Source organism: Azoarcus sp. KH32C (genome assembly GCF_000349945.1).
Classification (GTDB): domain Bacteria; phylum Pseudomonadota; class Gammaproteobacteria; order Burkholderiales; family Rhodocyclaceae; genus Aromatoleum.
This window is the reverse complement of the sequence record NC_020548.1, coordinates 321,620-341,988: the sequence shown is the minus strand read 5'-3', so window position 1 is coordinate 341,988 and position 20,369 is coordinate 321,620. Positions and strand designations below refer to the sequence as shown.

Sequence of the window (20,369 nt, the reverse complement as noted above, 5' to 3'; positions counted from 1 at the left end):
GTTGCGCGGCCGTGGCTGCAGATTCGGTCTCGCCGTTGCGGCGGGCAGCCGCGAGGGGATAGAGCCGACTGATTGGCGAAAGACAAAGATGCCAGACAGCAAGCCCACGGAGGTCTCAGCGATGGACCTGCCCTTCAGCGCGCCTCTCATCCTGATCGTCGACGATACGCCCGCCAACCTGGGGGTCGCGTTCGACCATTTCGAAGACCATGGATATCGTGTGGCCGTCGCGCAGGATGGCGAAGAAGGGGTGCGGCGCGCCGAAATCATTCACCCGCACTTGATCCTGCTCGACGTCATGATGCCTGGGATGGATGGCTTCGAGACTTGCCGCCGCCTGAAGGCCTCCGACAAGACGCGTGACATTCCCGTGATCTTCATGACGGCGCTGGCCGATGTCCACGACAAGCTCGCCGGCTTTGCCGCCGGCGGTGTCGATTACGTCACCAAGCCGATCCAGGTCGAAGAGGTGCTGGCCCGGGTTACTACGCATCTTGCATTGCGTGAGGCGCGTGAGTGTCTGGCGGAACAGAACGAGCGGTTGGAGCAGGAAATCGCCATGCGCAAGACGGCGGAAGCGGCCCTCCAGCACGCCAACGAAGTGCTCGAAGAGAGCGTGGCCGATCGCACTGCCGAACTGGAACAAGCCAATGCCCGCCTGCGTGCGGAGATCATTGAGCGCAAAGAGGCCGAGCGCCGCATTCATTACATGGCGCATCATGATGCGCTGACCGGTCTGCCCAATCGCACGCACTTGCTGGAAACGCTCGAGGCCGCGATCCAGACGGCCAAGCAGCAGCGCAGCGCCCTGACCGTATTGTGTTTGAAAGTGGGCCGCTTCAACGAAATCAACAAGGTGCTGGGTTACCGCTGTGGAGATCGTCTGTTGCAGGAACTGGGCCGACGACTCACCGAGGCCGTGAAGGACAACGAAACCCTGGCGCGGGGCGGCGATGCGGAGTTCGCGTTGCTGGTGCCCGGGGGCGCCGAGGCTGCGATCCGGGTGACGCAGCGGTTGATGGCGATGTTGCATGAGCCGATTGCCGTCTCAGGCCTGATGGTCGACGCCCGCGTCAGCGTCGGAATCGCCTTGTTTCCCGGCCATGGGAGCGACCCAGATATGCTGCTCCGCCGCGCCAATGCCGCCACCCATCAGGCCCGGTCATCGCGCGGCGACTATGCGATGTACACCGGGGGGCAGGAGGAGGAAGACACTCGGCGGCTGGTCTTGATGGGCGATTTGCGCCACGCGATCGAGCACGATGAGTTGCTGCTCTATTGCCAGCCCAAGGTCGATATTGCGTCATCGCGCGTGTGCGGGGCTGAAGCGTTGGTGCGCTGGCAGCATCCGAAGCACGGCATGGTGTCGACGCTGGAATTCATCAAGATGGCGGAGCAGGCCGGCTTGATCACACCCCTGACAAACTGGGTGCTCGACGCCGCCTTCAGCCAATGCTATGCCTGGCACGAGGCCGGGCTGGATCGGGCGTTATCGATCAATCTCTCTGCCCAGGATCTGCGCGCCCCGGGGCTCATCGACCGCATCCGCGGCTTATTCGCGACCTGGGGAATCGGATCGGAGTTGATTCAGTTCGAGTTGACCGAGAGTGCCTTGATGGAAGATCCGGCGGGTGCCGTGGAGACCCTGACTCGCCTGAAGCAGCTCGATACCCAATTGTTCGTCGACGATTTCGGCACCGGGTATTCAAGCCTCAGCTACCTGCAGAAGCTGCCGATCGACGCGATGAAGATCGATCAGTCCTTCGTCATACCGATTGCGACAAGCGCGGATTCCGAAGTCATCGTGCGCTCCGCTATCGAGTTGGGGCATAACCTGGAACTGGAGGTTGTGGCCGAAGGAGTAGAAAGCCAGACGGTATGGGACCGGTTGGCAGCACTCGGTTGTGATGTGGCCCAAGGTTTCTTTGTCAGCGAGCCGATGCCGGCAGAACAATTCAGGATATGGGACGAGGAATGGTCGCACAGGGTGTGCTAGCCCTGCGCCAAACCTTCAGTCGGGATCTGGCGAAGTCCGTGAGAGCCACGGTGAGTAACTAACCGGGTGAGCGTTCGACGGGGAGATTTCCGGATGAATCGCAGAAACTTTCTACTCACCTGCGCCGGCTTGCTGACCCGGACTAGCGCGGCGGCAGGGCGGTCTCACCCTCACCCGCGGGTCGTGTTCCTCAATCCCGGCGAACCCATGGAGCGCGGCACAGGTCCCTTCTGGCGCACGGTGGCCCGTTTCATGACTGATGCTGCCCGCGCTCTCGGAATGGAGCTTGAGGTACTGTGGGCCGAGCGCGACGACCTGCTGATGCTGCGCCAATGCGAGGAGGTGGCCCGGCGCGCTACTCCCCCGCACTATGTCGTCATCGTCAACCAGGAGCGGGTCGTTCAGCGGCTGATGACGACGCTGGCTCGCTCGTCGTCCAGGATATTCCTTATTCATAATGACGTGACGCCCGAGCAGCGACGCGAAATCGGCAGCGAGCGCCAATCAATCCGCAATTGGATCGGCACCGCCACCGACGACTCGGCCCGCGGCGGCTACCTGTTGATGGAATATCTTCAACGACGCCTCGGAAGGAGCGAAGCGCAGGTGATCGGCATCATGGGGGACCCCGGTGCGCCGATCACCAAGGAGCGCATGCAAGGCGTCGAGGACTTCCTGGCACGCGGCAATCGCGGCCGGATCCTGCAGGTGGTTTATGGCGACCCGAGCCACGCGGACGGCGAGCGGAAGGCGAGCCTCCTGCTCTCACGCTACCCCGAGGCCAATGTCATCCTGGCTACCAACGACTTGGTGGCCTTGGGTGCGGTGCGCGCGGTCAAGCATCGCGGCGTCGAGGTCCTGGTGGGCAGCATGGGGGGCACCCGCGACGCCTTGGCGAGCATCGCCCAAGGCGGCTTGACTGCCACGGCCGCCGGTCATTACTTGATCGGCGCTTGCGTCATGGTAATGCTCTACGACTACCACCATGGCAAGGATTTCGCAGTCCACGGCGGCTCGAACCAGAAGCTCGATTACCTGTACGTGGTCCAGCGGGACAACGTGGCGTGCTACGACGATCTGATTTTTCGGCACGACGGCGCCCTGGACTTCGGCATCTACTCGCGGGCCTTGCATCCGCGTACCGGGCGATACGATTTCCGCCTGGAGCGCCTGCTGGACACCCCCAAAGGCCGTTTGATCTGCCCATGCCCGCCATCTTGAATCGTCGCAGTGCCAGCCTGCACACCAAGCTGATGCTGGCGCTCTCGCTGCTGGTCGCGGTGGTGGCGGGCGGCTCGGCCTACTTCCTCATCGAGCTTGAGGCCGAGCGTCGGTTCGCCGAGCTGGAGCAGCGTGCGAGCCGCGTTGCGGACGTGCTCAGCCAATCCCTGGCGCTGCCGCTGTGGAATGCGGATAGCAAGGCTATCGACGGCCAGTTGGCTGCGCTCATGACCGAGCCCGAGTGGGCGGAGCTCGAAGTCACCGCGGTCAATCATGGCCCGGTGTCCACCGTGAAGGGCACCTATGCGGCGGGTCCGGAAGACGACATCGTCCGCGTCAGGGAGATCATCCATGCGCGCTTCGAAGGCTTTCCACGGCAGAAGATCGGTGAAGTCCGCGTCGTCATGACGCGGACGCTCGCGAAGCAGGCGATTGCCGAAGCCCGTCGGGCCATCCTGGCGATCATGGCAGCGGTCGTGGCCTCGCTCTGCGGCATGACCTATTGGCTCCTCAGGCGCATGGTCGCGAGCCGCATTAGTCATCTCGAGGAGATGGTCGACCGCATCGCCGGCGGCGATCTGGACGTCCGCTGTCCGGTGGAGCCCGGCGATGAGCTGGGCCGCCTCGCCACACGCGTCAACACTATGGCAGAGCGCTTGCGCAGATCGACCCGGGAACTGGTCGAAGCAAAGGATCGGGCGGAGGGTGCCAGTCGCGCCAAGAGCACCTTCCTGGCGAACATGAGCCACGAGCTGCGCACGCCACTGAACGCCATCCTCGGCTATGCCCAGATCCTCCGCCGGGACAAGGCCCTGTCCGAGCGGGCGGCAGCCGGCCTGGTCACGATCCAGAGCAGCGGCGAGCATCTGCTCATGCTCATCAACGACGTGCTGGATCTCGCCAAGGTGGAGGCTGGCAGGCTCGAGCTTGCGGTGGGGATCGTGAACCTGTCGGCATTCCTGGCGGTGATTGCCGACATCTTGCGGGTCAAGGCCGAGCAGAAGAGTCTGCTGTTCCGCAGTGATCTATCCGCGGAGTTGCCGGCCGCGGTGCGGGTGGATGAAGGAAGGCTGCGGCAGGTGTTGCTGAACCTGCTGATCAACGCGGTGAAGTTCACTGACCGCGGCGAGGTGTGCTTACACGTACAGTGCCTCGCGCGGACTGAGGCGCAGGCCCATCTGCGCTTCGAAATCCTGGACACGGGGATCGGCATCGCCCCGCAACACATGGAGCGCCTCTTTCAGCCCTTCGAACAGATGGGTGAGGTCGAGCGCAGGGCCGGCGGTACAGGCCTCGGGCTTGCGATCAGCCGCCAGCTGGTGCGGCTGATGGGCGGGGAGATCCAGGTGGAGAGCCGGCTGGGTGAGGGCAGCCGGTTCTGGTTCGAGCTGGAGCTGCCGGTGGAGCGAGCCGCCGCGCTGCCCCAGGTGGCGCGGGCGGTCGTCGGCTATGCCGGGCCGCGCAGACGGCTGCTGGTGGTGGACGACGTGGCGGCGAACCGGGCAATGCTAGCGGATCTATTGGAGGACCTCGGTTTCGCGGTAGACGAGGCAAACGACGGCTTGCAGGCCTTGGCGCTGGCCCAGGCTCAGCCGCCCGACCTGATTCTGATGGACCGGGTAATGCCGGTCCTGGACGGGCTGGAGGCGACCCGGCGCCTGCGCCAGCTGCCGGAGTTGGCAGACGTCCCAGTGGTCGTCGTCTCGGCCAGCGCTGGCCGGGACGACGAGGCTCTCAGTCTGGCAGCCGGTGCGAGTGCCTTCCTTTCCAAGCCGGTCCAGCAGGAAGGGTTGCTGCAGACGATCGGCGGCCTGTTGGGGCTCCACTGGACACATGCGCAAGGGGAGGAGGAGGTCCGGGCGGCAGAGACCCCCATGGCCGTGCCGCTGCGCCCGGAACTGGAGGTCCTGCATCGTCTGGCCCAGGCTGGCGATATTCGCAATATCCGCATCTGGGCGGCGAAGCTTCTCGAAGGCGATGAAGCCTATCGGCCCTTCGCCGAGCGGATACAGCGTCTGGCTGCCACGTATCAGTCCAAGGCCATTTTAGCCCTGTCCGAAGCGAGCCTCCGGGAGCGAGGCAACGGCGCAAGCTAAGGACAGGGGGCTGCCACCACTGGCGTGATCCACAGCAACTGTGGATAACTCGACGGATAAGTCCGTAAACACTGGATCAAACGGCCGTCGCCGCTGGAAAAAACCTCCGTGCCTCAAAATGAGGCGACTGGCGGCTCACCGCGCGGTGCGTGACGCAGCTGCGGGGGAACTGCGGCAAGTCATGGCGCTGGTATCCTTGCTGCCCATGATCAGCATCGATGCCGCACCGGCAGCATTCGCGAGCCGTCCGCTCTTCGAACCGATTGCGGGCCTTCTGGCGCGCTTCGGATCGCGGCCGCTGCCGGGCGTCGACGAGCTGAATCGCTTGCTCGACGAGGTCGCTCCCGCGGCGACTTCCGGTTCGGACCGCACGATCCGCTTCGTGGTCCCGCACGAAGACGATCCGGCCTACGAGGAACGGATCTTTGCCACGGGCGAGGTCCCGACTCGTCCCGAGGACTGGCACGACTTCTTCAACGCGATGGCGTGGTGCGTCTGGCCGCGCACGAAGGCGACCTGCAACGCGCTCCATCTCGCGCAGATCGCGGCGCGTCGCGAAGCCGGCCTTCCCGGCCGCGGTTCGTGTCGGGATGCGCTCACGCAGTTCGACGAGTGCGGCATCGTCGTCGTGTCGGCGAGTCCGGAGATCCCGGCCTTGCTCGCGGCTCACCGTTGGGAAGAGGCGTTCTGGGAGCGAAGGGGCGAACTGCAGGCAACGACCCGCTTCCTCGTCTTCGGTCACGGCACCTGGGACCAACTGCGGCAACCCTTCTTCGGCCTTTGCGCGAAGGCGATCTACCGCGGCGTCGACGCCGATTGGCTCGCGCTTTCGCCGGACGAACAGCAGGTGGAGGCCGACCGCTGGCTCGCACAGCATCTCACGGAGCAACTCGAAGACCTGTCGCCCCGCCGGCTCTTGCCCTTGCCACTGCTCGGCGTTCCGGGAGTGACTGTCGACAACGCCGAGCGCGAGTATTACCGCGATGTGCGCCAGTTCAGGCCGCTGCGCGAGCCCAGTCTCAAGCCTCGGTCTTCAGCACCCCACGACGGATCTGGTCGCGTTCGAGCGACTCGAACAAGGCCTTGAAGTTGCCTTCGCCGAAGCCTTCGTCGCCTTTCCGCTGGATGAACTCGAAGAACACCGGCCCGAGCACGCATTCCGAGAAGATCTGCAGCAGCAGGCGCTGCTTGCCGCCTTCGGTCGTGCCATCGAGCAGGATGCCGCGGGACTGCAGGGTGGCGGCGCTTTCGCCGTGGCCGGGCAGGCGCTCGTCGAGCATCTCGTAGTAGGTGGCGGGCGGTGCCGTCATCAACGGGACGCCGGCGGCGCGCAGCTTGTCGACAGTCGCAGGCAGGTCGTCGGTGAGCAGCGCCACGTGCTGGATGCCTTCGCCGTTGAAGCGCATCAGGAACTCCTCGATCTGGCCGCTGCCCTTCGACGACTCCTCGTTGAGCGGGATGCGGATCTTGCCGTCCGGTGCGGTCATCGCCTTCGAGGTCAGCCCGGTGTATTCGCCCTTGATGTCGAAGTAGCGGATCTCGCGGAAGTTGAAGAGGCGCTCATAGAAGCCCGCCCAGTAGGCCATGCGGCCGCGATAGACGTTGTGCGTCAGGTGGTCGATGAGCTTCAGGCCGTGGCCGGCGGGGTGGCGGTCGACGCCTTCGACGAAGCGGAAGTCGATGTCGTAGATGGATTCGCCGTCCTTGAAGCGGTCGATCAGGTACAGCGGTGCGCCGCCGATGCCCTTGATCGCGGGCAGGCGCAGCTCCATCGGGCCGGTCGGGATGTCCACCGGCTGCGCGCCGAGTTCGAGCGCGCGGCGGTAGGCGAGATGCGAATCGCGCACGCGAAACGCCATGCCGCAAGCCGACGGGCCGTGCTCCGCGGCGAAGTAGGCGGCGAGGCTATGGGGTTCGCTGTTGATGATGAAGTTGATCTTCCCTTGACGGTAGAGGACGACGTCTTTCGAGCGGTGGCGGGCGACGAGCGTGAAGCCCATCGCCTCGAACAGCGGTTCGAGGACGTTCGGTGTGGGCGATGCGAACTCGACGAACTCGAAGCCCATCAGTCCCAGCGGGTTTTCGAAGAGGTCAGCCATGGCAGTGCTTCCCGATTGCGTTGATGGAAGTGTCGACGTCGTCGGCGAGCGGCAGTTCGACCGATCGGCGTGAACCGGAGCAGGCGGCTAGTACATGCGATGCCGGAACAGCCAGCCCGCCAGGAGCATCGTGCCCGCACCGATCAGCGCCATGGGCCAGAACTGGTCGAACAGGATGTCGATCCCCGCTCCTTCGAGGAACACCTTGCGCAGGATGATCAGGAAGTAGCGCAGCGGATCGAGGTAGGTGAAGAGCTGCACGAGCCGCGGCATGTTGGCGATGGGCGTCGCGAAGCCGGACAGGATGACGGCGGGGACCATGAACAGGAAGGCGCCCAGCAGGCCCTGCTGCTGGGTGGCGGAGAGGGCCGAAATCAGCAGGCCGGTGCCGACGCCGGAGAGCAGGAACAGGAGCAGCCCGCCGTAGAACACCGGCAGGCGGCCCATGAAAGGCACCTCGAACCACTGGGTCGCGATCAGCAGGATCACCGTGGCCTGGATGATGCCGATGACGAGACCGGGCACCGTCTTGCCGATGAGGATTTCGGCGGGCCGCAGCGGGGTGACGAGCAGCTGGTCGAAGGTGCCTTGTTCGCGTTCCCGGGCCACGGTGAGCGCCGTCACCAGCATCGTGACCATCAAGGTCAGCATGCCGATGATGCCGGGGATGAAGAACCAGCGACTCTCCAGGTTCGGATTGAACCAGTCGCGGACCTCGATGCGTGCCGGCGGCCCGCGCAGGCCTCTCGCGGCGATCCAGTCGTCGTTGAAGCGGTCGACGACGGTGCGCACGTAATTGAGCGCGATCATCGCGGTGTTCGAGTTGCGGCCGTCGATGATGACCTGCAAGGGGGCAGGGCGCCCCGCCTCCAGGTCTGCGCCGAAGCGCGGCCCCACGTGGATCGTCACGAGCACTTCGCGTGCGTCGACGAGGGGCGCGATTTCGGCTTCGGACCGGATCTCGGCGACCTGGCGGAAGCTGGGGGCGCCGGTGAAGCGCGCCAGCAGCTCGCGCGAGGCGATGCCGCGGTCCTCGTTGTAGACGGCGTAATGAATCTGCTTCAGGTCGAAGCTCGCGGCGTAGCCGAACACCAGCAACTGGATCAGGGGCGGCACGATGAGCACTGTGCGGCTCTTCGGGTCCTTGAGCAGCGCGAGGAACTCCTTGTGGATGAGGGCGAGAATGCGTTGCAGCATCAATCCAGCCGCTTGCGGGAATTGCGCCAGGTGACGGTCAGGAAGATCGCCGCCATCGCGACGAGCGCGAGCGCGTTGGGAACGATCACCGACCACACGTTGCCGGCGAGGAAGAGGGTCTGCACGATCGATACGAAATAACGGGCGACGATGAGGTGCGTGATTGCCTGCACCACCGGGGGCATGCTGCCGATGTCGAAAATAAAGCCCGAGAGCAGGAAGGCCGGGAGGAAGGTGGCGATGATGGCGATCTGTCCGGCGACGAACTGGTTGCGGGCCAGCGTCGAGATCGTCAGCCCCATGCCGAGCGCAGCGAGCAGGAAAAGGCTCGAACAGAGCCACAGGACCCAGAACGATCCCCGCAAGGGCACCTCGAAGACCCACACGGCAAGCCCCACGGTGAGCAGCATCCCCCCGGTGCCGAGGATGAAGTAGGCCACGAGCTTGCCCACGAGCACCTCACTCATGCTGACCGGCGTCACCATGAGTCCTTCCATCGTTCCTCGCTCCCATTCGCGGGCCATGACGAGAGCCGTGAGCAGGGCGCCGATCAGCGTCATGATGATGGCCACGAGGCCGGGCACGAGGTAATTGCGACTCCGGAGCTCGCTGTTGAACCAGATCCGCGGTCGCAGATCGACGGGCATCTCCAACTCTTCGCCGCGTGCGGCCGCGAGGCTTCCCAGCCAGGTTCCCCATGCCCCCTTCACGTATCCCTCCACGAGGCGGGCGGTGTTCGCATCGACCCCGTCGATGACGAGCTGGATCGGCGCCCCGTCGGTCTGGCGCATCCGGCGCGAGAAGTCCGCCCGCAGGCGGACGATGGCCCTGACCTCGCCGGCTCGCAACGCCTGCTCGGCCACGGGCATCGAGTCCGCGACCCGGACTGCAAAATAGTGAGAGCCCTGCAGCGTGGCGAGGAAGTTGGCACTGTCCTTGGAAGGGGCTTCCGCCACCACCGCGATCGGCACGTGGTCCGCGTCCAGGGATACGCCGAAGCCGAAGAGCATCAGCAGGAAGATCGGCATCAGGAAGGCGATCGCGATGCTGCTCGGATCCCGCATGATCTGCAGGAACTCCTTGCGGACCAGGCCTCTAACGCGCATCGCGGCTCCGCCCCGGTTTTCGCTCATGCTGCCTCCTCGGTCGACGAGGCCTCGATCAGCTCGATGAAGGCATCCTCGAGACTGGGCTCGGGGTGCTGCGGGCTTCTTGCGTGGGCCTTGATCGCTGCCGGCTCGTCGGTCGCGAGGATGCGGCCGGCGGCCATGATCGCGAGCCGATCGCAGTATTCCGCTTCCTCCATGAAATGGGTGGTCACGAGCACCGTCACCCCTTCACGGGCCAGCGCATTGATGCGTTGCCAGAACTCACGCCGGGCGAGCGGATCGACGCCGGAGGTCGGCTCGTCGAGAAAGAGGATCTCGGGCCGGTGCATCAGGGCGCAGGCCATCGCAAGACGCTGCTTGTAGCCGAGCGACAAGTCGCCGCTGATCTGGTCGGCCGTCGTCGCGAGCGCGAACTCTTCGAGCGCCCAGGCGATGCGCTCCTGGCGGGCGGTGCCGACGAGGCCGTAGGCGCTGGCGAAGAAGTCGAGGTTCTGGGCGACGCTGAGGTTCGCGTAAAGCGAGAACTTCTGCGACATGTAGCCGATGCGCGCGCGTGCCGCGGAAGCCGCGCGGCGAAGGTCGAGCCCGGCCACCTCCAGATGCCCGGCGCTCGCCGGCAGCAGGCCGCAGAGCATGCGGAAGGTGGTGGTCTTGCCGGCGCCGTTGGCGCCCAGCAGGCCGAAGATCTCGCCACGGCGGATCTCGAAATCGACCCCGTCCACCGCCCAGAAATTGCCAAAGCGGCGCTTCGCCCCCGTCACGCGGATGACGGGTTCGTCGCCGTCGGCGCTTCCTTCCTGCATCGTGCCGTTCATCCGCGGCGAATGGACACGCCGGTCCTGGCCGCCGCGCAGCAGATCGATGAAACTGTCCTCGAAGCGCGGCGGCACCGGGCGCGCGTCGATGGCCGGATCTTCCGCGATCGCCTGCGGCAGCGCAGTGCCGGTCGTCACGACCCGCACGTGCTCCCCCTGGACGAGCGCGTCGACGATGCCCGCTTGCCCGTCCAGTTCGGCCTGCAGGTCGCGGTGGTGTGTGCCCGGTCGCGACACCGCCCAGGTGCGCCCCTTCATGCGCGCACTCATCGAGGCGGGCGGGCCTTGTTCGAGCACCTTCCCGTCGTGGAGGAGGATCACCTCCGCGCAGCGCTCGGCTTCGTCGAGGTAGGCCGTGGAGAGCAGCACGCTCATGCCTTCGTTCTGCACGAGCCGGTCGAGGATGGCCCATAGCTCGCGGCGCGACACCGGGTCGACGCCCACGGTCGGCTCATCGAGAAGCAGCAGACGGGGCGCGCGCACGAGCGTGCAGGCGAGGCCGAGCTTCTGTTTCATGCCGCCCGAGAGCTGGCCGGCGAGGCGCTGGGTGAATCTCGCGAGGCCGGTCATATGCATCAGTTCCGCGTAGCGTTCGGCGCGCGCCGGCGGCGGGATGCCTTGCAGGTCGGCGTAGAGATCGAGGTTCTCCTGGACCGTCAGATCCTCGTAGAGGCCGAAGCGTTGAGGCATGTAGCCGAGTGCGGCCTGAACCCTCAGCGCGTCCCGCGTCGAGTCGAGCCCGAGCGCGGTGACATGCCCGGCGTCGGGGACGAGCAGGCCGGCCGCGAGCCGCATGAAGGTGGTCTTGCCGGCGCCGTCGGGGCCGATCAGGCCGGTGACCGAACCGGCACGGACGCGCAGGCTGACGCCGTCGAGGGCCGTCACGACGCGGCCGCCGGCCCGGAAGGACTTATGCAGGTCCGCAGCGGCAAGGACGGCGTCGTCGGGCATCACTGGCCCTTCGCGCAGGGTCTCCCCTCGGGGGGCGGCTGGTCGTAGGCGATGGTGACCGTCACCGGCATGCCCTGACGCAGCTCCTCCTTGCCGTCGCACACGAAGACGCGCGCCTGATAGACGAGGCTCGTGCGTAGTTCCGGCGTCTCGACGTTCTTCGGCGTGAATTCCGCCGTCGGCGAGACGAAGCCGACCCAGCCCGCGTACTTGCGGTCGGGGTGGCTGTCGGTGGTGATCGTGGCTCGGGCGCTCGCGGGCACGCGGCCCAGGGCCTTTTCGGGGAGATAGACGCGGGCCCAGACCGGGTCCGTCAACGCGACCGTGAGCACGGTCTTTTGCGGCGAGGCCATGTCCCCCGGCTGCAGAACGCGGTTTTCGATCACGCCGTCGTCGGAAGCGAACAGCTCGCCTTCGGCGATGTCGTGCATCAGGCCCGCAATCGCGGAATTCTGTGCCGTCAGCGTCGCCTCTGCGGTAGCGAGGTCCTCCTTGCGCGGCCCGAGGACCGCGAGCCGGTAGGCTTCCTCGGCCGCTTTTAGCCGCTGCAGCGCGCCATCCAGGGCGTTCTTCGCGCTGTCGGCCTGCTGCTGGGAAACGAAGTGCCTGGCGACCAGATCGAGCTGGCGCTCATGGAACTGGTGCGCGTCGCGCGCCGCGGCCTGGGCGGCGTCGCGCTCGGCGGCCGCGCGCCTGATTTCTTCCGGGCGCGAACCGGTCCTGAGTTTGGCGACCTGGCTGCGTTGCGCCTCCGCGAGGGCCTTCGCCTGGTCGAGGGCGAGTCCGGTGCGGCTGGTGTCGAGCTTCGCGAGCAATTGCCCCTTCTGCACCCGGTCGCCTTCATGAACAAGCACCTCTTCGATGCGCCCGCTGGCGTTGAAGGCGAGATTGACCTCCCGGATATCGACATTCCCTTGGAGTACCAAGGTGCTTTCGTTCTCGGGATGGTCCCGCCGCGCCATCCAGATGGCGCCACCGAGCGCGACAAGGACGAGCGGTATCGCAAGCAGCTTCTTGTTCATTCTCGATTCTTCTTCCCGCTGATCGCTGAGCCAGCGGCGAACATGACGTACAGCTCATGCCGATGGTACGCCACGAGCATCTGGTCGCAAAGTCGACCGATGCTGCCGGAGCGAGCGGAGCGCGAAGAGACTACTGGCTGGACGCGAGCTTCGCCCCGAAGCCCAGCAACATCACGCCCGCAATGCCGTCGAGAGTGCGGGCCACGCGGGGCTGCGCCAGCCACAGGCGCGCCCGGCTCACGAGCACGACCAGCAGGCCTTGCCAGACGTTCGCAATCGCGAAGTGCAGTCCGGCCATGAACAGGGATTGCCCGAGCGGGGATTGGGCCGGATCAATGAACTGGGGCAGGAAGGCCATGTAGAAGACGATCGGCTTGGGGTTGAGCACGTTCGACAGGAAGCCTTCGCGCAAGGACACCCACGGGCTGACCTCCTTGGCCTTCACTTCCGGAATGCGCATGCCCTTGGCCTGCCAGGCCGACTTCAGGCTCTGAAAACCCAGCCAGGCGAGGTAGAGCGCGCCGGCGAGCTTCAGGGCCATGAAGGCCTGGGCCGAACCGAGAAGGATCACCGACAAGCCGGCGGCGGAGATCGTGGCGTGGACGAAGAGGCCGCAGCAGATGCCGAAGCTTGTCAGGAAGCCGTCGCGCCAGCCTCCCCGGGCCGCGTTGCGGATCACCATGAAGGTGTCCACACCCGGCGTCATGGTCAGCAGGGTGATCGCAAGCAGGAAGGGGATCCACTGGAAGTGCTCAAGCATCTCGGCTCCGGAAAGTGCGGCGTGGTGCGTTGCGCATTCATTATCCCACGCCGCCTGCGGATCGCTCTTGGGATGACACTGACCGATCGCGTTTCGCCCGGGTTCGGGCTGACCAAATATCGGCTAATTCGATATCTTGCAAATATCGAATTAGCCGATATACTGCATTTATCGGATTTAGCGATAATGCGCTCATGCCCCGACTTTCCATCTCCCGACAAGCCGGTCAGCTTCTCGTGGCCCGCCGCAAGGCCTTGGGACTTTCCCAGTCCCAGGTGGCGGTCGGTCTCGGGATCAGCCAGAACCGGCTCTCCGAAATCGAAGCTCATCCCGAGCGTCTCACCCTCGACCGCTTGATCTCCCTGGCGGGGCTGCTCGGGCTGGAGCTCGTGCTCCAGGAGAAGACGCCGGCCTCCGACACGGGCGAGTGGTAAGCGTGGGCCGCCCGTCGCACTCCCGCGCCCTCAACGTGTGGACCAACGGTCGACTCGTCGGCGAATGGCGCATCCCTGCGCGCGGCCCTGCAGAATTTCGGTATGACGCGGAATGGATGGACGCTCCCGAGGGCCGCCCTTTGTCGCTGTCCTTGCCGATGACGCCCGGCCAGCCCTTGCGCGGGGAACTTGTTACCCACTTCTTCGACAACCTGCTTCCCGATAGCGATCGAATTCGAGCGCGCTTGCAGTCGCGCTTCCGGACGCAGAGCCAGGGGGCATTCGATCTGCTCGAGGCCATCGGACGCGATTGCGTCGGGGCCGTTCAACTCCTGCCGTCACACAAGACGCCCGAAGACATCTTTCGGATCGAAGTCGAGCCTCTGGACGAGGCTGGGGTGGAGCGGATGCTGACCGGGGCCGTGAGTTCGGCCTTGCCTTTCGGCAGCCCCGTCCCCGACGACGGGGATTTCCGGATCTCCATCGCGGGGGCGCAGGAAAAGACCGCGCTGACATGGCACGCCGGGCAATGGTGCCGCCCGCTCGGTTCCACCCCAACGACGCATATCTTCAAGCTGCCGCTTGGTTTGGTCGGCAACCGCCAGGCGGACATGCGTACGTCGGTCGAGAACGAATGGCTGTGCGCTCAGCTCTTGCGTGGCTTCGGCTTGCCGGTCGCAGCGTGCGGGATCCATCGCTTCGGTGCTCAAAAGGCGCTTGTCGTCGAGCGCTTCGACCGCCGGCGTGCGGCTTCAGGGGACTACTGGTTGCGTCTGCCGCAGGAGGATTTCTGCCAGGCCACCGGCACGTCGTCGCATGCGAAATACGAGTCGGAAGGCGGTCCCGGGCTCGTCGATATCGCACGCATTCTGCACGGTTCGGAGACGCGCCAGGAGGACCTGGAGAATCTGCTGAAGTCCCAGCTCATCTTCTGGATGCTCGCAGCCACTGATGGACACGCGAAGAATTTTTCGATCTTCCTGCTGGCCCAGGGACGATATCGGCTGACGCCCCTTTACGACGTGTTGTCCGCGTGGCCCGTGACCGGCCCGGGTCCGAATCATCTCGACTACGAGAAGCTGCGCCTTGCGATGGCCTTGCGGGGCAGGAATGCCCACTGCCGCCTGCGCGACATCCAGCGCCGCCATTTCAACGACACGGCTCGCAAGTGCGGCGCCGGGGCGGACATGGAAGCCATCATCGAGGATGTCGTGAGCCGGGTACCGGCGGTCGTGGAGGAGGTTGCGGCCAAGCTGCCGCCCGATTTTCCACCGGACCTGTTCCAGAGCGTGACGACAGGAATACGAAGGTCGGCCGAACGCCTCTGATGGCGAAAAGGCCCGCTCATCGAACGGGCTGAATCTCCGATCCGAGCGAATTCGGGTCTTCGACGGGGCGGTGCGTTCTCATCGATCCGGTGGAGTACCCCCCCGGCCTCGCCGCCAATCCCCGAGCGTGAGCGGTCCCCGGCCCGCGGAAGTCCGCAGGTGTTTTCCGACTTTCATTGTTCCTCTCATCGACGCCGTGCGCCCCTCGCGTCTGCCTGTTGACATTGTTTGAATTCCGAATACACTAAGTTTGCGGTAACGAATTCTGAATTCAAAAAATTCTAGCTGCAGGCCGCCGAAGGGCGGCCGTGGCGTGAATCGAATCAGCGCCGCGACGAGACAGTCAGGGCGCCGACATTATTAGGAGGAGACGAGATGGGGCACTTCACACGCAGACAGTTCCTGGCGCTTGCTGCCATGGCGGGGACGGCCGCCGTGAGCAGGACGGCCTTTGCACAGGCAACGGGTGGCAAGCCCGCAGAGTTCAAGCTGAAGCTCGGGACCGATCTTCCGATGACCCATTCGGTCAACGTTCGCCTGAAAGAGGCGATTGACGCGATTGCGGCGGAGACCAATGGTCGCGTCGCGATCCAGCTGTTCCCGAACAACCAGCTCGGCAGCGACTCGGACATGTTGTCGCAGATCCGCGCCGGTGCGCTCGAGCTGGCGACTTTCCCGGGCACCGTGATGTCGACGCTGATTCCCGCGACGTCGATCACCGGGGTGGGTTTTGCCTTCTCGAACTACAAGGAGGTCTGGACTGCGATGGATGGCGCCGTGGGCAACCACATCCGCAGCGCAATCGAAAAGGTCAATCTCGTGCCCTTCGATACGGTCTGGGATAACGGCTTCCGGCAGATCACGAGCAGCACGCGGCCCATCCGTACCCCTGAAGACCTCCACAACTTCAAGATCCGCGTTCCGGTCGTGCCCTTGTGGGTGTCGATGTTCAAGGCGCTCGACGCCGCCCCGGTCAGCCTGCCCCTGAGCGAGGCCTACCAGGCGCTGCAGACCAAGGTCGCCGATGGCCAGGAAAACCCGCTCGCCCTGATCGAATCCGCGAAGTTCTTCGAAGTCCAGAAGTACTGCTCGCTCACGAACCATGCATGGGACGGATTCTGGTTCATCGCCAACGGACGCGTCTGGAAGTCCCTGCCGGCAGACGTGCAGCAGGTGATGAAGAAGCACATCAATGCCGCTGCGCGCAAGCAGCGCGAGGACATCGCGCGGGCGAACATCGACGTCCAGAAGATGCTGGAATCGAAAGGGCTCGTTTTCAATCAGGTGGATGGCTCGGCCTTCCGCAAGATCCTGAGCAAGAACGGCTTCTATGCCCAATGGCGCGAGAAGTTCGGTCCTGAAGCCTGGGCGCTGCTGCAGCAGTACGTCGGCGATATCGCCTGAGAGGCCGCGAGGTTGTCATGAACACGATCGCCCATTCGTTCGCGGCCGGTATTGGCCACGCCGGTGCAAAAAAAAGCCGCGTGCACTTTGCCCGCATGGCAGACAGCCTCTTTGCGTCGGCAGTCGAGGTGGTGGCCGCGACGCTCATCGTGGCCGAGATCTGCATCCTTTTTGCCGGAGTCGTCTCGCGCTACATCCTCCATACGCCGTTGGTATGGACTGACGAAGCCGCGTCGATTCTGTTCCTGTGGCTCGCCAGTCTGGGGGCGGTCGTGGCCTTCCGCCGTGGCGAACACATGCGCATGACGGCCCTGGTGGCAAAGGTCGGTCCCCGCGCGCAGGCCTTCCTCGATACCGTTGCGGTGGCGGCCGCCTTGGCCTTCCTGGTGTTTATCCTCGGTCCGGCCTACGAGTATGCGGCAGAGGAGGCGTATGTCACGACTCCGGCGCTGGAGCTGTCGAACGCGTGGCGCGCCTCGGCGCTTCCCGTCGGTCTCGCGCTCATGGTCATCATGGGCATCATCCGCTTGCTGCGCGTCGGGGATTGGCGCCTTGTCGCATTCGCACTGGGGACCGTCGCGGCGATCTGCGGCACTTTTTATGCGCTCGGACCGGTGCTGGGAGATCTCGGCAACGTCAACTTGCTGATCTTCTTCGTCGGGGTGACGGCGGCGACGGTGCTGATCGGCGTTCCCATCGCCGTCGCGTTCGGCCTCGCAACCTTCGGCTTCCTCTCGCTGACGACCCATATGCCGCTCATGGTGCTGGTCAGCCGCATGGACGAGGGGATGTCGCACCTGATCCTGCTGTCGGTGCCCCTGTTCGTCTTTCTCGGTCTGCTGATCGAGATGACGGGCATGGCGCGAGCGATGGTGGCCTTCCTCGCGAGCCTGCTCGGACATGTGCGCGGCGGCCTGTCGTATGTGCTGCTGGGCGCGATGTACCTGGTGTCGGGCATCTCCGGCTCGAAGGTGGCGGACATGGCGGCGGTGGCGCCGGTGCTGTTCCCCGAGATGAAGGAGCGGGGCGCCAAGCCGGGGGACCTGGTGGCGCTGCTGTCGGCAACGGGCGCGCAGACGGAAACGATTCCGCCCAGCCTGGTGCTGATCACGATCGGGTCGGTGACCGGGGTGTCGATCTCGGCGCTCTTCACGGGCGGCCTCCTGCCGGGTTTCGTGCTCGGGGTGACCCTGTGCTCGGTCGTTTGGCTGCGCTACCGCAAGGAAGATCTGTCGAAGGTGCGCAAGGCCAGCGGCACCGAGATTCGCCGCGCCTTCCTTCTCGCGCTGCCGGCGATGGCCCTGCCCTTCGTCATCCGTGCAGCGGTGGTGGAGGGGATCGCGACTGCGACCGAAGTCTCCACGCTGGGCATCGCGTACGCGTTCATCGCCGGCCTGCTGCTGTACCGCGGCGCCCAATGGCGCCGGCTGTTCCCGATGCTCGTGGAAACGGCGGCGTTGTCGGGGGCGATTCTGCTGATCATCGGTACGGCGACAGGAATGGCCTGGTCGCTCACGCAGTCCGGCTTTTCCAACAGCCTCGCCAGCACGATGGCATCGCTGCCGGGCGGCGCGCCGATGTTCCTCGCGGTGTCCATCGTTGCCTTCATCATCCTCGGGAGTGTGCTCGAGGGCATCCCGGCGATCGTGCTGTTCGGCCCCCTGCTGTTCCCGATCGCACGGTCGATGGGGGTGCATGAAGTGCATTACGCGATGGTTGTCGTGCTTGCGATGGGGGTCGGGCTCTTCGCACCGCCCTTCGGCGTCGGCTACTACGCGGCGTGCGCCATCGGCAAGGTCAGGCCGGAGGAGGGGGTCAGGCCGATCCTCGGCTACGTCCTTGCGCTGCTTGTGGGGCTGATCATCGTCGCGGCCGTGCCGTGGCTGGCGACGGGCCTGCTGTAAGGCCGCATGAAAGGCGAAGACAAATCGAACAACAGGAAAGGAGCATTCATGGATTTCTCCCTTAGCCCGGCGCTGCAGGCGTTGCAGCGGAAAGTGCGCCAATTCATCGCCGAAGAGGTGATTCCGCTGGAGAAGGACCCCCGCCAGACGGCGCATGGTCCGAGCGAGGCGCTGCGCAACGAGTTGGTGGCCAAGGCCCGCGCGGCGGGACTGCTGACGCCTCACGCCTCGCGCGAGATGGGTGGCCTGGGGCTGTCGCACGTCGAAAAGGCGGTCGTGTTCGAGGAGGCGGGCTATTCGACGCTCGGCCCCACGGCGCTTAATATCCACGCCCCGGACGAAGGCAACATCCACCTGATGGAGGTCGTCGCCTCGGAGGCGCAGAAGGAGCGCTGGCTGCGTCCGCTGGTGCAGGGGCGCACGCGCTCCTGCTTCGCGATGACCGAGCCCCCGCCGGGTGCGGGCGCCGACCCGTCGATGCTGGCGACGACTGCGGTGCGCGATGGCGACGACTATGTGATCAACGGCACCAAGTGGTTCATCACCGGTGCGGAAGGGGCAGCGTTCGCGATCATCATGGCGAAGATGGAGGACGGTTCGGCGACGATGTTCCTGTCCGACATGGATCGGCCCGGCATCGAACTGGTGCGCACGATGGATGCGCTCGACACGTGCTTCACCGGCGGCCACGGCGTGCTGACCTTCAACAACCTGCGCGTGCCCGCGTCCGACGTGCTGGGCGAGCTCGGCAAGGGTTTCCGCTATGCGCAGGTGCGCCTCGCGCCGGCACGCCTCACGCACTGCATGCGCTGGCTCGGCCAGGCCCGGCGGGCGCACGACGTCGCGCTCGAACATGCCCGCAACCGCAACGCCTTCGGCCGCATCCTGGGCGAGCATGAGGGGGTGAGCTTCATGCTCGCGGACAACGAGATGGACCTCCAGACGGCCCGCCTTCACATCTGGCATACGGCCTGGCTGCTCGACCAGGGGCAGCGCTGCAACTTCGAATCGAGCCGGGCGAAGGTCGTGTGCTCGGAAGCCGAATGGCGCGTCGTCGATCGCAGCGTGCAGATCCTGGGCGGCCAGGGCGTCACCCATGAAACCATCGTTCCGCGCATCTTCGCCGACATGCGGGCCTTCCGCGTGTATGACGGCCCGAGTGAGGTGCATCGCTTCAGCCTCGGCAAGAAGATCGTAGCCGGGCGTTCCGATGCGGTGCCGCCGACCGGAGAGCGTCAGTGATGGACACGGGATATCTCGGGAAATTGTTCGCGCTCGATGGCAAGGTCGCCCTGGTCACCGGCGCCTCGAGCGGTTTGGGGAAGCACTTCGCCGCGCTGCTCGCCCGGGCCGGGGCGGAAGTCGTCGTGACCGCGCGTCGCACGGACAAGCTGCGGGACGTCGTCGCCGAGATCGAGGCGGCAGGCGGGCGGGCCCATGCGGTGGCGATCGACGTCACCGATGCCGCGACCGTTGCCGCGGCCTTCGATGAGGCGGCAGCGCTCGCCGGCGTGCCCGACGTCGTCATCAACAACGCCGGGCAGACCATCACGAAGCCTTTGCTGCAGCAAACCGAGGCCGACTGGGACAACGTGATCGATCCCAACCTGAAGGGCTGCTGGCTGGTCGCGACCGAAGCCGCGCGGCGCATGGTGGCTGCCGCCAAGCCGGGCAGCATCGTGAACATCGCTTCGATCCTCGGCGAACGGGTCGGCGGGGGCGTCGCGCCCTACACGATCTCGAAGGCGGGCGTGCTGCAGGCGACGAAGGCGATGGCGCTCGAGTTGGCGCGTCACGGCATCCGCGTCAACGCGCTGATGCCCGGTTACGTCATCACGGACCTCAATCGCGATTTCCTGACCAGCGAGGCGGGCGACAAGCTGCGGCTTCGCATTCCCAGCCGCCGCTTTTGCGAGCTGGCCGATCTCGACGGGCCGTTGCTGCTGCTCGCTTCGGATGCGGGCGGAGCAATGTCCGGCGCGTGCGTGGCAGTCGATCGCGCCCATCTGGTCAGCGGACTTTGAGTGGCAGGA

At 65.4% G+C, this 20,369-nt stretch carries 16 protein-coding genes; 10 read left to right on the top strand and 6 right to left on the bottom strand.

What is annotated here, in order from left to right:
• Window positions 1-121: 121 nt before the first annotated feature.
• The 4 genes from AZKH_RS24365 to AZKH_RS24350 all read left to right on the top strand — a co-directional run bounded on the left by AZKH_RS24365 (window position 122) and on the right by AZKH_RS24350 (window position 6,400).
• The gene (locus tag AZKH_RS24365; RefSeq protein ID WP_015451968.1) at window positions 122-1,996 is read left to right on the top strand and encodes a bifunctional diguanylate cyclase/phosphodiesterase; all 1,875 of its coding nucleotides are present in this window, start codon (window positions 122-124) and stop codon (window positions 1,994-1,996) included.
• A 93-nt stretch (window positions 1,997-2,089) separates the two neighbouring features.
• Window positions 2,090-3,217: an ABC transporter substrate-binding protein gene (locus AZKH_RS24360; RefSeq protein WP_015451967.1), complete on the top strand. Its 1,128-nt coding sequence runs from the start codon at window positions 2,090-2,092 to the stop codon at window positions 3,215-3,217.
• The gene (locus AZKH_RS24355; protein WP_051071808.1) at window positions 3,202-5,313 is read left to right on the top strand and encodes an ATP-binding protein; all 2,112 of its coding nucleotides are present in this window, start codon (window positions 3,202-3,204) and stop codon (window positions 5,311-5,313) included. Before AZKH_RS24360 ends, AZKH_RS24355 begins: the two co-directional genes overlap by 16 nt.
• A 181-nt stretch (window positions 5,314-5,494) precedes the next feature.
• Entirely contained in the window at window positions 5,495-6,400 is a 906-nt protein-coding gene (locus tag AZKH_RS24350) for a DUF3025 domain-containing protein (protein WP_015451965.1), read from the top strand.
• Here the strand turns inward: AZKH_RS24350 and hppD are convergent.
• The 6 genes from hppD to AZKH_RS24320 all read right to left on the bottom strand — a co-directional run bounded on the left by hppD (window position 6,333) and on the right by AZKH_RS24320 (window position 13,266).
• Window positions 6,333-7,412, bottom strand: coding sequence for a 4-hydroxyphenylpyruvate dioxygenase (hppD, locus tag AZKH_RS24345; protein WP_015451964.1), 1,080 nt, complete (start codon window positions 7,410-7,412; stop codon window positions 6,333-6,335). The two genes, AZKH_RS24350 and hppD, sit on opposite strands and share 68 nt — an antisense overlap.
• Before the next feature lie 87 nt (window positions 7,413-7,499).
• The gene (locus AZKH_RS24340; RefSeq protein ID WP_015451963.1) at window positions 7,500-8,609 is read right to left on the bottom strand and encodes an ABC transporter permease; all 1,110 of its coding nucleotides are present in this window, start codon (window positions 8,607-8,609) and stop codon (window positions 7,500-7,502) included.
• On the bottom strand, window positions 8,609-9,742 hold the full coding sequence (locus AZKH_RS24335; RefSeq protein ID WP_015451962.1) for an ABC transporter permease: 1,134 nt from the start codon (window positions 9,740-9,742) through the stop codon (window positions 8,609-8,611). Before AZKH_RS24335 ends, AZKH_RS24340 begins: the two co-directional genes overlap by 1 nt.
• A complete protein-coding gene (locus tag AZKH_RS24330; RefSeq protein ID WP_015451961.1) occupies window positions 9,739-11,484 on the bottom strand; it encodes an ATP-binding cassette domain-containing protein in 1,746 nt (581 codons plus the stop codon). The genes AZKH_RS24335 and AZKH_RS24330 overlap by 4 nt, the downstream gene beginning before the upstream one ends.
• Window positions 11,484-12,506, bottom strand: coding sequence for an efflux RND transporter periplasmic adaptor subunit (locus AZKH_RS24325; RefSeq protein ID WP_015451960.1), 1,023 nt, complete (start codon window positions 12,504-12,506; stop codon window positions 11,484-11,486). Before AZKH_RS24325 ends, AZKH_RS24330 begins: the two co-directional genes overlap by 1 nt.
• Before the next feature lie 130 nt (window positions 12,507-12,636).
• Complete coding sequence (locus AZKH_RS24320; protein ID WP_015451959.1) at window positions 12,637-13,266, bottom strand: LysE family translocator; 630 nt, start codon at window positions 13,264-13,266, stop codon at window positions 12,637-12,639.
• Window positions 13,267-13,460: 194 nt separating this feature from the next.
• On the opposite strand from AZKH_RS24320, the gene AZKH_RS24315 reads away from it, so the two are divergent.
• From AZKH_RS24315 to AZKH_RS24290, 6 genes are all read left to right on the top strand, one after another.
• Entirely contained in the window at window positions 13,461-13,700 is a 240-nt protein-coding gene (locus AZKH_RS24315; RefSeq protein WP_041657902.1) for a helix-turn-helix domain-containing protein, read from the top strand.
• A 2-nt stretch (window positions 13,701-13,702) separates the two neighbouring features.
• Window positions 13,703-15,028, top strand: coding sequence for a type II toxin-antitoxin system HipA family toxin (locus AZKH_RS24310; protein WP_015451957.1), 1,326 nt, complete (start codon window positions 13,703-13,705; stop codon window positions 15,026-15,028).
• 375 nt (window positions 15,029-15,403) lie between these two features.
• Window positions 15,404-16,432, top strand: coding sequence for a TRAP transporter substrate-binding protein (locus AZKH_RS24305; RefSeq protein ID WP_015451956.1), 1,029 nt, complete (start codon window positions 15,404-15,406; stop codon window positions 16,430-16,432).
• Window positions 16,433-16,449: 17 nt separating this feature from the next.
• Window positions 16,450-18,336, top strand: coding sequence for a TRAP transporter large permease subunit (locus AZKH_RS24300; RefSeq protein ID WP_015451955.1), 1,887 nt, complete (start codon window positions 16,450-16,452; stop codon window positions 18,334-18,336).
• A 48-nt stretch (window positions 18,337-18,384) separates the two neighbouring features.
• Window positions 18,385-19,578: an acyl-CoA dehydrogenase family protein gene (locus tag AZKH_RS24295; RefSeq protein WP_015451954.1), complete on the top strand. Its 1,194-nt coding sequence runs from the start codon at window positions 18,385-18,387 to the stop codon at window positions 19,576-19,578.
• Window positions 19,578-20,360 (top strand): SDR family NAD(P)-dependent oxidoreductase, encoded by a 783-nt coding sequence (locus tag AZKH_RS24290; protein ID WP_015451953.1) that lies wholly within the window; start codon window positions 19,578-19,580, stop codon window positions 20,358-20,360. Before AZKH_RS24295 ends, AZKH_RS24290 begins: the two co-directional genes overlap by 1 nt.
• The last annotated feature ends 9 nt before the right edge of the window (window positions 20,361-20,369 follow it).

Excerpts from the sequence above, each read along its gene's own strand:
- AZKH_RS24365 (WP_015451968.1), top strand. The coding sequence starts at position 122 with ATGGACCTGCCCTTCAGCGCGCCTCTCATCCTGATCGTCGACGATACG.
- AZKH_RS24360 (WP_015451967.1), top strand. The coding sequence starts at position 2,090 with ATGAATCGCAGAAACTTTCTACTCACCTGCGCCGGCTTGCTGACCCGG.
- AZKH_RS24355 (WP_051071808.1), top strand. The coding sequence starts at position 3,202 with ATGCCCGCCATCTTGAATCGTCGCAGTGCCAGCCTGCACACCAAGCTG.
- AZKH_RS24350 (WP_015451965.1), top strand. The coding sequence starts at position 5,495 with ATGGCGCTGGTATCCTTGCTGCCCATGATCAGCATCGATGCCGCACCG.
- hppD (WP_015451964.1), bottom strand. The coding sequence starts at position 7,412 with ATGGCTGACCTCTTCGAAAACCCGCTGGGACTGATGGGCTTCGAGTTC.
- AZKH_RS24340 (WP_015451963.1), bottom strand. The coding sequence starts at position 8,609 with ATGCTGCAACGCATTCTCGCCCTCATCCACAAGGAGTTCCTCGCGCTG.
- AZKH_RS24335 (WP_015451962.1), bottom strand. The coding sequence starts at position 9,742 with ATGAGCGAAAACCGGGGCGGAGCCGCGATGCGCGTTAGAGGCCTGGTC.
- AZKH_RS24330 (WP_015451961.1), bottom strand. The coding sequence starts at position 11,484 with ATGCCCGACGACGCCGTCCTTGCCGCTGCGGACCTGCATAAGTCCTTC.
- AZKH_RS24325 (WP_015451960.1), bottom strand. The coding sequence starts at position 12,506 with ATGAACAAGAAGCTGCTTGCGATACCGCTCGTCCTTGTCGCGCTCGGT.
- AZKH_RS24320 (WP_015451959.1), bottom strand. The coding sequence starts at position 13,266 with ATGCTTGAGCACTTCCAGTGGATCCCCTTCCTGCTTGCGATCACCCTG.
- AZKH_RS24315 (WP_041657902.1), top strand. The coding sequence starts at position 13,461 with ATGCCCCGACTTTCCATCTCCCGACAAGCCGGTCAGCTTCTCGTGGCC.
- AZKH_RS24305 (WP_015451956.1), top strand. The coding sequence starts at position 15,404 with ATGGGGCACTTCACACGCAGACAGTTCCTGGCGCTTGCTGCCATGGCG.
- AZKH_RS24300 (WP_015451955.1), top strand. The coding sequence starts at position 16,450 with ATGAACACGATCGCCCATTCGTTCGCGGCCGGTATTGGCCACGCCGGT.
- AZKH_RS24295 (WP_015451954.1), top strand. The coding sequence starts at position 18,385 with ATGGATTTCTCCCTTAGCCCGGCGCTGCAGGCGTTGCAGCGGAAAGTG.
- AZKH_RS24290 (WP_015451953.1), top strand. The coding sequence starts at position 19,578 with ATGGACACGGGATATCTCGGGAAATTGTTCGCGCTCGATGGCAAGGTC.